Here is a 14,686-nt window from a genome sequence, read left to right as displayed (position 1 = left end):
CCACCCCTGGCACTGGAGGCATCTCATGACGCAGCGCCCCGCGACCGCCGAGCGGCTCGACCTCGCCCCGCATCCGGAGGGCGGCTGGTTCCGCCGCACCTGGACGAGCCCGCTTCCCGTCGAGACGCCGAACGGTCAGCGGCCGGCGGCCACCTGCATCCACTACCTCCTCCTGCCATCGGAGAAGAGCGAATGGCACGTCGTGACCAGCGACGAGCTGTGGCTGTGGCACGGGCCGGGCCGACTCGAACTCCGCCTCGGCGGAGACGGTGCGGAACCGGGCGAGGGGACGGCGATCGTGCTCGGCCCCGGAGAGGCGGCGCAGGTGCTTGTGCCGGCCGGTGTCTGGCAGGCCGCGAGGCCGCTCGACGCCGACGAGGTGCTGGTGTCGTGCTTCGTGTCCCCAGGTTTCGACTTCGCCGATTGGCGACTCGCCGCATCGCCTACTCTGTAGAGGCAGACCGTGTCTGCAGAGGCAGACCCGTCCTGCCTCGCCGTCTTCTCCATACCCTTCCTCGCCCTGGAGTCATCGTGCCCTTCGCTCCCGCCCTCCGCCGCGCTGCAGCCGTCGCCGCTGCTGCCGCCGCCATCGCCCTCACCCTCTCCGCCTGCAGCTCGCCGTCCACGGGCTCCGGCAGCGGAGACGGCTCGGGCCTTCCGACCGTGACCGAGGGCAAGCTCACGATCGCGACCGGCGAGCCCAACTACGAGCCGTGGTTCGTCGACGACGACCCCTCCAACGGTGAGGGCTTCGAGGGCGCGGTCGCCAACGCCGTCGCCGAGCAGCTCGGCTACACGGCCGACGACATCGTCTGGGTGCGCACCACCTTCGACGGCGCCATCGCACCGGGCCCCAAGGACTGGGACATCAACCTGCAGCAGTTCTCCATCACGGATGACCGCAAGAAGGCCGTCGACTTCTCGTCGCCGTACTACACGACCACGCAGGCCGTCGTCGCGGTCGGCGGCTCGCCCGCGGCATCGGCGACCACGATCGACGAGCTCAAGGCCACCAAGGTCGGCGTGGCCAGCGGGACCACCAGCTACACGGTCGCCAAGGCCCAGCTCGGCGAAGCGAACCTCAACGTCTTCAACTCGGTCGACGACGTGGTGCTCGCGCTCAAGGGCGGGCAGATCGACGCCATGATCACCGACCTCCCCGGCGCCTTCTACGTCGTCGGTGCCCAGCTCGACGACGGCGTGGTGACCGGTCAGTTCGCCGACGCGAACGGCGGCGACGACTTCGGCATCGTCCTTCCCAAGGGCTCCGCGCTCACGGCCGACGTCACCAAGGCCGTCGACGCCCTGCGTGACGATGGCACGCTCGACGAGCTGCAGCAGAAGTGGCTCAGCGACGCGGTCGACGTCCCCGTCCTGAAATGACCTCGACCTCCGTCGACGCGGAGTGGCAGCCGAGCGAACTCGAGCTGTCACGCCGCGCTCTGCGGCGTCGGGCGACCACCCGATCCATCCTGATCGCGTTCGGCAGCAGCATCGCCCTGTTGGCGGTGCTCGTCGTCGTCGTCGTCAACACCCCCGGCTGGGCGATCGTCAGCCAGACGTTCTTCGATCCGCAGGTCGCGCTGGAGAGCATCGGTCCGATCTTCCAGGGACTGCTCGTCAACCTCCTGGTGCTCGTCATCGCCGTGGTGTGCGTCGCGATCCTCGGCACGCTCCTGGCTACCATGCGCTCGCTGCGCGGCCCGGTGTTCTTCCCTCTGCGCGCGATCGCCGCGGCCTACACCGACTTCTTCCGTGGCATCCCGCTGCTGATCGTGCTGTACCTCGTGGGGTTCGGCATCCCCGCGCTGATGATCTTCCCGCGCATGCCCCCGATGTTCTGGGGCACGATCGCGCTGGTCCTCACCTACTCCGCCTATGTCGCCGAGGTGCTCCGTGCAGGCATGGAGGCCGTGCATCCCTCGCAGCGCATCGCCGCGCGGTCGCTCGGGCTGACCCACGGGCAGACGCTCCGGATCGTCGTGATCCCGCAGGGCGTGCGCAAGGTCGTCCCCGCCCTCATGAACGACTTCGTCTCGATGCAGAAGGACGTGGGGCTGATCTCGGTGCTCGGCGCCGTCGATGCGGTCCGTGCGGCACAGCTGATGGTCGCCGAGACCTACAACTTCACACCGTACGTCGTCGCCGGCCTCATGTTCATCGTGCTCAGCTGGCCGATGATCCGCCTGACCGATGTCGTCACCGCGCGTCTGAACAAGCGCGAGCAGGCCGGAGGAGTCGTATGAGCGTGCCCGTGATCGAGGCCAGGGGTGTGCGCAAGCGCTTCGGCGATCATGACGTGCTGCGCGGCATCGACCTCGCGGTCGGCACGCACGAGGTGGTCGTGCTGATCGGCGCGTCCGGCTCGGGCAAGTCGACCCTCCTCAAGACCATGAACCTCATCGAGGGCATCGACGACGGGCAGATCTTCCTCTCCGGCGAGGACATCACCGACCCGCGGGTGGACGCCGACGCGGTGCGGGCCCGGATCGGGGTCGTGTTCCAGCACTTCAACCTGTTCCCGCACCTGACCGTGCTCGACAACGTCACGCTCGCCGCCGTGCGCGTGCACGGCATGCGCAAGACGGAGGCGCGCGCCCAGGCACGCGCGTTGCTCGACACGCTCGGCCTCGGCGCCAAGGCCGACGAGTACCCCGACCGGCTCTCCGGCGGGCAGCAGCAGCGCGTGGCGATCGTGCGCGCGGTGCTCACGCAGCCCGAGGTGCTGCTGCTCGACGAGATCACCAGCGCCCTCGACCCGCAGCTGGTGGGCGAGGTGCTCGATCTGGTGCGACAGCTGAAGCAGCAGGGCGCCACGATCGTGATGGCGACCCACGAGATGTCGTTCGCGCGTGAGGTCGCCGACCGCATCGTGTTCCTCGAGCACGGTGTCGTCGTCGAGCAGGGACCGCCCTCCCAGGTGTTCGATGCCCCGCAGCAGGCGGCCACCGCGGAGTTCCTGGCGCGCGTGCAGCACTGACGCCCGGCGGGAAGCGCGCGGCGTCGACGCTCATCCGCTCGACGGATCGAAGCGGTACTGAGGGTGGATGCGCGCCCTCGGAGGCGCGTGCTGAGCTTGAGGTCTCCGCCGATTCCTCGAGAGGTCCCACGTGAGCACGCCCCACATCATCCCGTCTTCCGCCGCGCCGACGGCCGACGCCTCCGCGGCCGACTCCGGCGACGGCCCACGCCGCGGCGGAGGCGCCTCCACACGTCGGCGCCGCATCGTCGGCGTCGACGTCGCGCGCGGACTCGCCCTGGTGGGGATGTTCGGCGCACATCTGATGGTCGCGAGCGGTCCCGACCTGACCCTGACCGACCCGTCGACATGGCTGGACATCGTCAACGGTCGCTCCTCGATCCTGTTCGCCCTGCTGGCCGGGGTCTCGCTCGCGCTGATGACGGGCGGTGCCGGTACCGCGTCACCGGACGAGCTCCGGAAGATCCGGTTGCGCCTGGTCGGTCGCGGGGCGGCGATCTTCGTGATCGGGCTCGTGGTCGAGCTGCTGGGCTCGGGAATCGCCGTGATCCTCACGCTCTACGGCGTGCTGTACATCCTGGCGGCGTTCACGGTGCACCTGCGCACCAGAGTGCTGGTGATCGCGGGGGCGGCACTCGGCATCCTCGGTCCGCCGCTGCTCGCCCTGATCGGCACGCTCTCGCCGGATCTGGGCGGCCCGGGGCTGTCGCTGGTGCTGTTCGGCACCTACCCGATCACGGTCTGGGCTGCGCTGCTCTGCGCTGGTCTCGTGATCGGACGCCTCGACCTGACCCGGGTGAAGACGGCAGTCGTCATGCTCGTCTGCGGAGGACTGATCGCGATCGGCGGTTACGCGCTGGGTGCGCTCCTCACGTCGCCGCCGCAGGAAGTCGCGTCGTCGAGCTCCACGTCCGGTTCGGGTTCGGGTTCGGGTTCGATGGGCATGATCCCCGGGGACGAGGTCGACGTCTCCGGACTGGCGTGCCAGACCAGTGACGGCGTCGTCGTCTGCTTCCCGCCGGAGAAGGCCTCGCTGTTCACGGACGACGGCGGCGGCATCGAAGAGGGGCAGTCGTACATCGATCGCGTGGCTTCGGAGGACCCGCCCGCGAAGATGCTCGAAGCGGTCATCAGCGTCTCGGCCCACTCCGGCGGCGTGCTGGAGGTGCTGGCATCCGGCGGCTTCGCGGTGGCCGTCCTCGGCCTGTGCCTGCTGGTGACCCGTTATGCGCGGTGGGCCGTTCTCCCGCTGGCGGCCTACGGCGCGGTTCCGCTCACCGGCTACGTCGTCCAGGCGATCCTCATCCTGGCGGGGGCGGCGACCTGGCTGCCCAACCCGGTGCTGCCGTGGATCGCGCTCTCACTGCTCATGATGGCCGGCGCGCTCATCTGGACGCGCACGGTCGGCAAGGGCCCGCTCGAACGACTCACAGCGTGGGCAGCCGACGCCATGGCGCTGACAGCGAAGACGACGCGCACGGCGAAGCGCCGGCGCTGAAGACGGCCTCGTGTCGAGGAGGGGCGACATCGAGGCGGAGGGGGATGCCCGGGGGGAGGGGAGCTCAGGCGAGCTCTTCCTCCTCCGGCCGTCGCGGGCTCGGGTCGGGCGGCAGGATCTCGATCGGATGCGCGGCGGTGCGCTGCGCCCGCCACCAGATCACGAAGCCGATCGCGGTGAAGACGCCGTAGAAGACGTACATGAAGCCGGTGGCGTAGTAGCCGGAGCTGAACAGCAGCGGCACCCCGACGACGTCGACAGCGATCCAGACCAGCCAGAACTCGGTCCAGCCCTTCGCCATGCCGTAGGTGGCCAGCAGCGAGCCGACGAACGTCCAGGCGTCGGCCCACACCGGCTCCCACGATCCCAGCAGGCGGAACAGCGGGGTCAGGGCGACCGTGCCGACGACCATCACCAGCACCATGCCGATGCGGGCGCTCGTCGGCGCCCAGCGCGGGACCACGCGTCCGCCGTCGAGGTTCCGCCAGCGCACCCATCCGTAGATGGCGACCGCGATGAACATGATCTGCCGCCCGGCCTGGCCGAGCAGGTGCGGCAGTGACGGATCGGGGCTGAGAGCGGAGCCGAGGAAGACGGTGAGCAGCAGCAGGTTGCCGATGATGCCGACCGGCCATGCCCACACCTTGCGTCGCATGCCGCCGAGCGCGCTGGCGAGACCGAACGCGTTGCCCACGACCTCCCGGACCAGGAGCGTCTGCCCGCCGGGCAGCATCCACTGCGAGTTGAAGGCGTCGACGAACCACTGCAGCAGGTTCATCGTCAGGATCCGGCGTCGGGTTCGGGGCGGTCGTCGAGCACCCGCTGCAGCATGCTCAAATCGAGCCAGCGTCCGAACTTGGCACCGACCTGCGGCATGCGTCCGACCTCGACGAAGCCCAGGCGCTCGTGCAGGGCGATGGAGGCGGCGTTCCCGCTTTCGATCCCGGCGATCATCACGTGCATCCCCGCGTCCCGCGCACGATCGACGAGCGCCGACATGAGGGCGGTGCCGATGCCGCGACCGTGCTGGCCGTCGAGGACGTAGACCGAGTGCTCGACCGTGTGGCGATAGCCGCTGTGCGGACGCCATTGCGCGTACGACGCGTAGCCCAGCACCCCCGTGTCGTCGACGGCGACGATGACCGGGTAGCCGCGGGCGGTGCGATCGGCGAGCCAGGCGACGCGGTCGGCGAGGTCGACCGCCTCTTCGTTCCAGATCGCGGTGGTGTGCAGCACGGCATGGTTGTGGATCGCGGTGATGGTCTCGAGATCGGCGGTCTCGGCGTCCCTGATTCGCACGGCTGTCATCGGCGGGCGTTCTCTCTTCTTCTGCGCTTCGGGTGCGCATCCTTCTTCGGCGCTTCGGGTGCGCATCGCCGACGCTAGCAGGAGGAACGGGCGCTGGGCGTGCTGCGGCCGAACAGTTACGGGGGCGACGTGCGGGCACCGCGCTTGTCCCCCGAACGGCCTACAGACGCGCACACGAACCATGTCTACTGTGTAGAACGTATTGTTTTAGTAGGCGGGTGCATCGGAGGATCTCATGTCTTTGGAACACGCGCGTCGCGCAACCTGGCGCACAAGAGCGGCCAGCGCGCTGATCGCACTCGTCCTGTCCGGGGTGGGAGTTCTCGCCTTGGCGGGCCCTGCCGCAGCCGCGCCGAGTGATTGCCCATCCGGGTACACGTGCAGTTACTCGGGTTACAACTACACCAACGACGCATGGCAGCAGCCGTCCACGCACAAGTTCGCGAACTGCGTGGATGTCATGGCCATCGGCTGGAGGTCCTACGGCGACGTCATCTCCTCCACCTTCAACAACGGGCGCTCCCAGAACTCCTACCTCTACAAAGGACAGAACCAGACAGGAGGGAAGGGCCTCCTTATCCTCCGGGGGCAGGGCTTCGGCAATGTGGGTAGCTACAACGACGAGATCGAGTCGGGATACTTCAGCGGCACCCTCAGTAGCGTTGGTTCGGCTCTATGCCGGTGACTTCTCCGCGCGTAGGTGGCCGCCTGGTCATGGCGACCGTCCTTGCGGTCACGGTTGCCGGGGGTCTGGTGGGGTGTACCGCGTCCGACAGTGAGGCGGATGCGGGGGTGAGGAATCAAGCGGCTTGGAAGATGCCTCTTGATGAGTTCGTCGTGTATTCCCCGGACCTGGACAACTATGCGGAGCAGTTGTTGATCTCGGATTGTCTGGGTGCGCAGGGGTATGAGTGGCCGGTGCCGTGGCAGGATACCGACTTCCCCCGTGCGGAAGACTTCAACCGGGTAGGTCTGCGGCTGTTCAATCTGGAACTGGCAAAGAAGTGGGGTTACCATTTCGCGCGGCTGGATGATCCGGAGAGCGCTGAGCTGTGGTTGACATACACAGAGACAGTGGATTCGTACTTTCCGAATCAGGAACTGGATGACGCGCTCGTGGCCTGCACTGACAAGATCCGCGCGAAAGACAAGGACTTCGCATCCACCGCCGACGGGCTGAACTACAACGCTGAGCTATCCGCCCAGGCTTGGGACATCGTGGAGCAGGATCCGGATGTGGTCAAGGCGGTGAAAGCCTGGCGGGAGTGTCTGACCCCACGGGTGGATTACGCGGTGACTCAGGAGCAACCTTGGGAAGGAGCTCCTTATGAGGTGGCAGAGGTGTGGGGTGCGGTGACCGGGTCGTCGTCCGCGCCTTCGGCGGAGGAGCTTGCTGCGGCTGTTGCTGATGCGGAGTGCCAGGAGTCGAGTGGGTGGGCCTCGCTCTGGTATGAGCGGAATTGGGAGGAGCAGGAGAAGCTCGTCGCGGAGAACAGGGACAAGCTCGATCGGATCCGTGCGGACGCGATCGAACGGAAGAAGAAGCTGTTGACGATCGTGGCGGAGAACGCGCCAGCCGCGCCCTAGAGAGGCGGCGCGAGAGTTGGCTCGGTAACGAGCCTTGGCCGATCAGTGAGTGATGAGAGTTCGATGGATGAAGTAGCTGTGCCGGAGACGGCGAGACGGTCACGCTGGATCGTCGTGATCGCCGTGGTGCTGATTGTGGCGCTGATCGGTGCCGGGTTTTGGTTTGCGGCGCAGTTCCAGTCGTCGGCGCAGCAGGAGGCCAACGCCAAGGCGCCCGCCCCCGGGCCGGTCTTCGCAGAGGTCACGCAGGGGGCGCTGGCTGGCGAGGTCGGCTTCACCGGGCAGGCGGGCCCGTCGACGCAGACTCCGGTGACGGTGCTCCCTGTCGCGGAAGCGTCGCTCACCGTCGTCACCGGACGCCCACTGGCGACGGGTGCGACCGCTTCTTCGGGGCAGGTTCTCACCGAGGTCAACGGGCGCCCTCTCTTCGGTGTGCAGTCGGCCTTCTCCTTCTACCGCGACATGGGCGTCGGGGATCGTGGCCCGGATGTCGAGGCATTACAGGCTGCACTCGTGGCGCGGTCGTACCAGCTCAACGCCGATGGGCGGTTCGGAGGCGAGACGGCTGCGGCGGTGAAGCGCTGGTATCAGGACAATGGCTATGAGGCCCCCACTCGCAGTGCCGCGGCGGAGAAGACGAGCCCGGAGGGGGGCGAGAAGGCGGCAGATCCGAGCGAGAAGGCGCCGGCTGCCGAGGGGTATGTTCCTGTCGCCGAAATTCTGGCGATGCCTTCTGCGTCCGCGCAGGTCGTGAAAGGTGTTCAGGTCGGGCAGCGTTTGGCGGCGGAGGGTGTGCCGGACTTCATCCTCGGGTCGGCGGATCTGGTGGTCACGATCACGGTTCCCGTCACCGATCTCGGGGATGTGGTCGCAGGAGACGCGGCGGTGATCTCGATCGGTGGCACTGAGGTCGAGGGCATCGTGGGAGACATCCGCCCCTCTGACTCGGCCGAAGACTCAGAGGGATCGGGCTCGAACGGTGATGCGGAACAGGCCGCACCCGAGGTCACTTTCGCCGTGGTTCCGAAAACAGCGCTGCCGGGGTCGTCGGGGCGGGCGCGGGTGGCGGTGATCAAGCAGATCGTGGCCGAGGACGCGCTGATCGTCCCGGTTCTCGCCGTGTCGGACCGAGGGCCTGACAAGAACGTTCTGACGAAGCAGCACGCCGACGGAACGCTCCTCGAGGTGCCGGTCACAGTCCTGGGCACACTGCAGGGCGAGGTAGCCGTCGAGCCGCGCGACGAAGGTGCCCTGAAGGCCGGCGAACTGGTTCGAGTCGGTTGACGTGTCGCTGATTCAGTTGCGGGGAGTGCGTCGGACGTACTCCTCGGCGGGTCGGCCCGAGGTCGATGCGCTTCGCGGCATCGACCTGGAAATCGACCAGGGGGAGTTCGTTGCGATCGTCGGGCCATCGGGCGGTGGCAAGACGACGCTGATGAACATCCTGGGGCTTCTCGACGACCCGACGGCGGGTAGTTATGTTCTCGACGGCGAGGAAGCTCGTGCCGGCGACGGTCGCCGCGCGGCGAGCGTGCGCGCACGGAAGATCGGATTCGTGTTCCAGGCCTTCCACCTTCTCGAGGCCAGGCCGGCCATCGACAGTGTCGAGTTGAACCTGCTCTACCGGGGCGTGCCCCGTGTGGAGCGGCGTGAGAGCGTTCTCGGCGCCATCGACTCTGTCGGCCTCGCAGACCGCGCCTTCCAAAGCACCTCGACACTGTCGGGCGGGCAGCGTCAACGCATCGCCATCGCCCGTGCGATCGCCGGGGATGCGAAGCTGATTCTCGCCGACGAGCCGACCGGCAACCTCGACTCGGTCAACGCCGCTCGGGTTCTCGATGAGCTCGAACGTATCAATCGCGATGGGGCGACGGTCGTCGTCGTCACTCATTCGGCCGAGGTCGCGGCACGGGCGCGTCGTGTGGTCCACATCGCCGACGGTGCGATCGTGTCCGACGAGCGACAGTCCGGCAGCGGAGCGAGTACGGCATCGAAAGCCCCTGCGGACGGGCCGCCGGCTTCTCCTTCGAATGATGCCCGCACGTCCCGCACGAGAGAAGATGAGCGGGTGCGGCTCACCGGGCGCATCCGGTTCGCCGACATGCTTCGCGACGCCTGGGCATCCGTGACGTCGAGAAGGTATCAATCGATCGGACAGGGGCTCGCCGTCGCCATCGCCGTGGCGTTGACGATCACCACTCTCGGGCTTGCGGCATCGGCGCGAGCGCAGGTATCCGCCACATTCGATGCCCACCTGAATCGTGAGGTCTCGGCGACGTGGTCGACGGGGGCCAAGAACTCGCTTCCGCCCGAGGAGGTTCCGCAGGCGATCGAGCGACTCAGCGGAGTGGATGCGGCTGCGGTCGTCATCGATCTCAACGTCAGCACGGTCTCGACGTTCGCGGAGGCACGCCAGATCCGGCCGCACGTCGCCATCGGAGATATCGTCGGTGCTGCGCGTCTCACGGTCGACGAGGCACCGTGGCATGCGGGACCCCTAGCGGGCGGCGAGGCCTACATCGGAGATCTTCTCGCGAAGGACATGCGGCTCAGCAGCATTGATGGCGCTCCCACGATCTCGGTTGATGGCGTCATATATGTCGTCGCTGGCATCATCACCACGTCCGCGCGCCTCCCCCTGCTCCGCGGCGAGGTGGTCGTGGGACCCCGCGACGGCCTCACAGCAAAGGGGGCCGTAGACGTGACGATGCTGGCCGTGACGTCCTCCGGCGCAGCGCAGCAGGTCGCCAAGCAATTGCCTTCGGCGTTGAACCCGTTCGAGCCGGAGCGGATCGTCGTCGTTGCGCCGACCGATTCCGCACAGCTGAGGGGGCAGGTCGAACAGGGCGTGCAAGCCACCCTCACCGCGTTCACGCTGCTGGCGCTGATCGTCGCGATCGCCGCACTCATGAACGCCACGCTCCTCGCTGTCAATGCGCGCCGCGGCGAGATCGGCATGCGCAAAGCGCTCGGAGCACGAGACCGGCAGATCGGAGAACTCATCACTCTGGAATCCGCAATCGTCGGTGTCGTCGGAGGGGCCGCGGGCCTGGTACTCGGTATGGCGGCAATCCTCGTCGTCACCGTGAGCCAACGATGGGCCCCCGTGTTCGACATCGTGCTGCTTCCGATCGCCATCGCTGTCGGCCTGATCGTCGGTGCCGGGGGAGGCGGACTGGCCTCGATCCGCGCCGCGCGTCTGCGCCCCGCGGAGAACCTCCGCAGCTGACATCCTCGCTGGACGCCGTCCGGGCGTGCTGCGACCGAACAGTCACAGAGCTCAGCGCGCAGTCGTCGTGCTCACGGCTTCGCGCACGAGGATCGCACGCCGCATGTCGGCCATGATCGGGTCGAAGAATCGCTCACGATAGCGGGCCTCGCTCACCGCGGAGAACACGAAGGGGAGGGCGGCGATCACCGAGAGCAGGGTGGCCGCCTTGAGCAGGTTGACGGTGAGCGGCAGCTTCGCCCCGAAGAACTCCAGGGGCTGCACCGCGAGCGGCTGTGCGGCGCTGCCGGGACCGAGCCAGATGCCGACGACGCCCGTGGGGACGGCGATGCCTCCGATCACGATCAGCAGCGCCGCGAGGAGCCCGGCGAAGAACAGGGCCTGCACCAGCTGCGCGACGGTCATCGCGAGCAGGATGTTGATGCGCTGCGGTGCGCGCAGTCGCCCCGGAGCGCCGGAGGTGACGGGGCGGCCTTCGGCGGGCGTGCCGACGAGCAGGGCGGCTCGCTGCTCGGGACTCGGTGCCTGAGCGTCGTCGTCGATCTCGGAGGCGCTGACTCGCAGCACGACGATCCCCGCGAGCACCGCGACGACCAGGCCGAGCAGGGCGATCGATCCCCAGGAGAGGGCGGATGCCATCTGCCAGACCTCGGCGGAGAAGAACGAGAACACGACGAGCATCAGGATCACCGGGAGGGCGATCGATGCCATGTGACCGATCGCCGAGGCGTTGCGCACCGCGAGGCGCGAGGCCCAGGAGATCATCGCGCCGCCGCCCATGCCGGTCACCAGGATGCAGAGGCCGAGCACCAGGATCGTGCGGAGGACCGGGCCGACGGTCGCGTCGGGCTGGGCGCTGTATCCGTAGACGATCGTGAAGGCGAGGCACGCGGCGATCAGCACGAGCGCGACCGCGGTGCCGATGCCCACCGGGAGGCGACGCAGCAGGGCGCGCACGAGGTAGTAGGCGGCCCACGCGAGCCCGATCGCGAGCAGGAAGATCACCACGGCGAGGAGGACGAGCAGGATCTCCCATTCCGTGGAGTCGTCGTCGAGAGCGAAGTCGAAGACGACCTCGATCCCGTCCTGGAAGAGGTACGCGGCCACCGCGACCCACGCGATCAACGGTGCGACACGGCGGGGGAGGTCGGTGAACCAGCGGCGTAGCGGAACGAACGTCGGAAGGCCCTGTTCACGGAACCAGCGGTCGGCATCGCGCTTCGTGCTGCGCAGCTTCGGGGACGCGGACATGGCGATGAGACTACGGCAATGACGAGGTGCGGAGTTATCCACAGGCCTTCCTGAGATTCGAACATATCTTCTAAGATGGAGGTATGGCGAACCCGCATCTGAACCCGCTCCTCGAGGCGATGACGTACCTCGAAGACGCGTGGGGCGATGCGACGAACGCGGCCGATCTGAGCCGCGCGCAGCTGCTCGATGCGCACCGGGCGATGGGACTGGTACAGCGTCGGCTCGACGGCATCCATGCCGAGATCGCGGCGGGCATCGCGCGGGAATCGCGTCCGGAACTGGGGCCTGCGGGTCTCGCGAAGCAGCAGGGATTCCGCAACCCGGCGACCATGATCGCCGCCACGACCGGCGGATCGACGGGCGACGCGGTGCGGCTCGTCAAGGTGGGGGAGGCGACCGCGCCGCGGGCGAACCTCATCGGCGAGAAGCTGCCCCCGCGGTACCCCGAGGTGCAGCGGGCGATCGGCGCCGGCGAGCTCAGTGCGGCGGCCGCGGCGCTGATCGTGGCCCTGCTCGACCGGGCGCGCGTGAAGGCCGGGATCGAGCGGATCGTCGATGCCGAGCGACTGCTCGTCGAACGTGCGGCAGGGCTGTCGCTCGATGACGTGCGCAAGCTCGTCGTGCACGCCGAGGCCTGGCTCGATCCCGACGGTGTGGCTCCGCGCGAAGATGAGGCCCGGTCACGGCGCTCGCTGACGATGTTCGAGCGCGACGGGTCGCTGCATCTGACCCTGCAGACCGACATCGCGTCCGGCGCTCCCGTGAAGGCGGCGATCCAGGCGTACGTGACGGCCACGTTCCAGGCGCGGGCGCACGTGCTCGACCCCGCGGCGCCTGATGCCGACCGTCGCACGGTCGCGATGATCCAGGCCGATGCGCTCGTCGAGATCTGCGCGCATGCGAGCGGATGCGACAACGGCGGGCTTCCGGTATCCGGTGCGACCGTCGTCGTCCGCGTGGGGCTCGACGACCTGACCGCAGGCACCGGATTCGCGACGGTCGACGGCCTCGATGAGCCGGTCAGCATCGCCTCATGTCGTCGGATGGCGGCGGGTGGGGGCATCATCCCCGTCGTGCTCGGCGGTGGCGGCGAGATCCTCGACTGGGGGCGCGAGAAGCGGCTGTTCACCCGCGCCCAGAGACTCGCGCTCGTGGAACGCGACGGCGGTTGCGTGATGTGCGGGTTGCCCCCGCAACTCACCAGGGCGCATCACCTGCGCTGGTGGCAGCGGGATGCCGGACCGACCGATCTCGACAACGGAGTGCTGCTCTGCGAGAGCTGTCATCATCGCATCCACGACAACGACTGGGAGATCAGGATCGAGGGGCGGGGGTTCGCGGCGCGGGTGTGGCTCATTCCGCCGCCGAACGTCGACCCCGAGCGCAGACCGAGGCTTGGCGGCAGAGCCCGGTACGACATCGCGGCGTGAGTGCGCCGTCTCCTCGGGCAGACACCTTCGTCGCGCTCGTCCGGTGGACTCAGCCCGACGAGGTCGGGGCGTTCTCGATAGATTTCAGTCGGGAGGTGAGGGCGGCGAACCCCGCTGACCAGGCCGCGCCCAGCCCCGCAGCAGTGGCGCTGGCAGCAGTGAGCTGGCCACCGGACTCGCCGATTGCGGCGAAGACGAACCAGACCGCGGCCGCACCGATCCCCACGATGGCGATGGCGGAGATCAGGCGCCGGGTCCGACGCAACTGCGTGGCGTGATCGGTGCTCATGCTCCGATCAAACCGGAGCGGACGGCGGGCCGCATCCCCCGCGCGGCGGATAGCGACGACTCGGGCCGGGGCTCGGGCTGGGGCTCGGGCGGGGGCTCGGGCTCGGGCTGGGGCTCGGGCTCAGACGTGGACGTCGGCGGGGGATGCCTCGCCCTCGTGGAAGCTGGGCGTCTTGCCGAACAGCCGGGCGATGCCGAGCACGATCCCGACGACGAGCAGCCCCAGGATGAGACCGGCGATCGCGGAGATGATGGTGTCCACGATCCAGACCACGACTGGACCGAGGCCATGCAGCGCCTGCTCCACCGCGTGCAGCACATCGACCGGGAAGTGCCACCCCACCTCGCCGAGGTTCACCAGCACGAGATGGCCGCCGACCCAGAGCATGGCGACCGTGCCGAGGATGCTGATGAAGCGGAACACCCCGGGCATCGAGCGCACGATCCTGGTGCCGGTGTGCCGCACACGCTGCACCGGGTTCTTCGCCATCTTCAGACCGATGTCGTCGATCTTCACCAGCAGTGCGACAGCGCCGTAGACGACACCCGTCATGAGGAGGGCGATCACGGCGAGGATCGCCAGCGTCGCCCAGATGTCGAGCCCCTTCTCGAGGCTCGCGAGCGAGATGAGCATGATCTCGGTCGAGAGGATCAGGTCGGTGCGCACCGCGCCGAGCACGAGCTTCCTCTCATCGCGCGCTCCCTCGTCGGCGTGACCGTGCTGCACGCCGAACCACTCGAGCACCTTCTCGGCGCCCTCGAAGCACAGGTACGCCCCGCCCAGGATCAGCAGATACGGCAGCACCCACGGAGCGAACGCGGTCAGCAGCAGCGCCGCCGGGATGATGATCACGAACTTGTTCGCCAGCGACCCGAGGGCGATCTTGCCGACGACGGGCAGCTCCCTCGCGGGCGTGAGGCCCTGCACGTACTGCGGAGTCACCGCGGCGTCGTCGATCACGACGCCGGCCGCCTTGGCCGATGCCTTCATCGCTGCGCTCAGGATGTCGTCGACGACGGCCAGAAGTCCAACGGACATGGGCGGATCCCCCTCGTGGTGTGCAGTGCGCAGGCAACTCTATCGAGTCCGAGGGGCGCCACTGTCGAGTCGG

The 14,686-nt window shown here is 68.2% G+C and carries 15 protein-coding genes; 10 read left to right on the top strand and 5 right to left on the bottom strand.

Features of this window, described 5'->3' with window-relative positions; all coding sequences use genetic code 11:
- Positions 1-25: 25 nt before the first annotated feature.
- The 5 genes from MST3598_RS17355 to MST3598_RS17335 all read left to right on the top strand — a co-directional run bounded on the left by MST3598_RS17355 (position 26) and on the right by MST3598_RS17335 (position 4,478).
- Entirely contained in the window at positions 26-454 is a 429-nt protein-coding gene (locus tag MST3598_RS17355) for a cupin domain-containing protein (RefSeq protein ID WP_029260709.1), read from the top strand.
- Positions 455-531: 77 nt separating this feature from the next.
- Positions 532-1,383, top strand: a complete 852-nt coding sequence (locus MST3598_RS17350; RefSeq protein ID WP_029260708.1) for an ABC transporter substrate-binding protein — start codon at positions 532-534, stop codon at positions 1,381-1,383.
- Positions 1,380-2,246: an amino acid ABC transporter permease gene (locus MST3598_RS17345; protein ID WP_029260707.1), complete on the top strand. Its 867-nt coding sequence runs from the start codon at positions 1,380-1,382 to the stop codon at positions 2,244-2,246. The genes MST3598_RS17350 and MST3598_RS17345 overlap by 4 nt, the downstream gene beginning before the upstream one ends.
- Entirely contained in the window at positions 2,243-2,980 is a 738-nt protein-coding gene (locus MST3598_RS17340; protein ID WP_021199478.1) for an amino acid ABC transporter ATP-binding protein, read from the top strand. The genes MST3598_RS17345 and MST3598_RS17340 overlap by 4 nt, the downstream gene beginning before the upstream one ends.
- A 130-nt stretch (positions 2,981-3,110) precedes the next feature.
- Positions 3,111-4,478 (top strand): heparan-alpha-glucosaminide N-acetyltransferase domain-containing protein, encoded by a 1,368-nt coding sequence (locus MST3598_RS17335; RefSeq protein ID WP_051671237.1) that lies wholly within the window; start codon positions 3,111-3,113, stop codon positions 4,476-4,478.
- Positions 4,479-4,542: 64 nt separating this feature from the next.
- Here the strand turns inward: MST3598_RS17335 and pnuC are convergent, their stop codons facing one another.
- Both pnuC and MST3598_RS17325 read right to left on the bottom strand, forming a co-directional pair.
- Positions 4,543-5,256: a nicotinamide riboside transporter PnuC gene (pnuC, locus tag MST3598_RS17330; protein ID WP_029260705.1), complete on the bottom strand. Its 714-nt coding sequence runs from the start codon at positions 5,254-5,256 to the stop codon at positions 4,543-4,545.
- 2 nt (positions 5,257-5,258) lie between these two features.
- Positions 5,259-5,786, bottom strand: coding sequence for a GNAT family N-acetyltransferase (locus MST3598_RS17325; RefSeq protein ID WP_029260704.1), 528 nt, complete (start codon positions 5,784-5,786; stop codon positions 5,259-5,261).
- A 235-nt stretch (positions 5,787-6,021) separates the two neighbouring features.
- Here MST3598_RS17325 and MST3598_RS17320 point away from each other — a divergent pair, with 235 nt between their 5' ends.
- The 4 genes from MST3598_RS17320 to MST3598_RS17305 all read left to right on the top strand — a co-directional run bounded on the left by MST3598_RS17320 (position 6,022) and on the right by MST3598_RS17305 (position 10,602).
- Positions 6,022-6,471, top strand: a complete 450-nt coding sequence (locus tag MST3598_RS17320; RefSeq protein WP_029260703.1) for a peptidase inhibitor family I36 protein — start codon at positions 6,022-6,024, stop codon at positions 6,469-6,471.
- A 29-nt stretch (positions 6,472-6,500) separates the two neighbouring features.
- Positions 6,501-7,373, top strand: coding sequence for a hypothetical protein (locus MST3598_RS17315; protein WP_029260702.1), 873 nt, complete (start codon positions 6,501-6,503; stop codon positions 7,371-7,373).
- 63 nt (positions 7,374-7,436) lie between these two features.
- Complete coding sequence (locus MST3598_RS17310) at positions 7,437-8,657, top strand: peptidoglycan-binding domain-containing protein (protein ID WP_081860212.1); 1,221 nt, start codon at positions 7,437-7,439, stop codon at positions 8,655-8,657.
- A gap of 1 nt (position 8,658) precedes the next feature.
- Positions 8,659-10,602: an ABC transporter ATP-binding protein/permease gene (locus MST3598_RS17305; RefSeq protein WP_036271968.1), complete on the top strand. Its 1,944-nt coding sequence runs from the start codon at positions 8,659-8,661 to the stop codon at positions 10,600-10,602.
- A 51-nt stretch (positions 10,603-10,653) separates the two neighbouring features.
- On the opposite strand, the gene MST3598_RS17300 is transcribed toward MST3598_RS17305, so the two are convergent.
- Positions 10,654-11,853 carry a hypothetical protein gene (locus MST3598_RS17300; RefSeq protein ID WP_029260699.1) on the bottom strand — a complete coding sequence of 400 codons (1,200 nt, stop codon included), beginning with the start codon at positions 11,851-11,853 and terminating at the stop codon, positions 10,654-10,656.
- An 83-nt stretch (positions 11,854-11,936) separates the two neighbouring features.
- Here MST3598_RS17300 and MST3598_RS17295 point away from each other — a divergent pair, with 83 nt between their 5' ends.
- Complete coding sequence (locus MST3598_RS17295) at positions 11,937-13,286, top strand: HNH endonuclease (protein ID WP_231494500.1); 1,350 nt, start codon at positions 11,937-11,939, stop codon at positions 13,284-13,286.
- Between the two features lie 49 nt (positions 13,287-13,335).
- Here the strand turns inward: MST3598_RS17295 and MST3598_RS17290 are convergent, their stop codons facing one another.
- Positions 13,336-13,575, bottom strand: coding sequence for a hypothetical protein (locus MST3598_RS17290; RefSeq protein ID WP_029260697.1), 240 nt, complete (start codon positions 13,573-13,575; stop codon positions 13,336-13,338).
- 120 nt (positions 13,576-13,695) lie between these two features.
- On the bottom strand, positions 13,696-14,613 hold the full coding sequence (locus MST3598_RS17285) for a DUF808 domain-containing protein (protein WP_029260696.1): 918 nt from the start codon (positions 14,611-14,613) through the stop codon (positions 13,696-13,698).
- Positions 14,614-14,686: the final 73 nt, after the last annotated feature.

Origin of the sequence: Microbacterium sp. TPU 3598, from assembly GCF_002356155.1 — a bacterium.
Lineage (GTDB): Bacteria > Actinomycetota > Actinomycetes > Actinomycetales > Microbacteriaceae > Microbacterium > Microbacterium maritypicum_A.
This window is presented reverse-complemented; position numbering and strand designations above follow the sequence as displayed.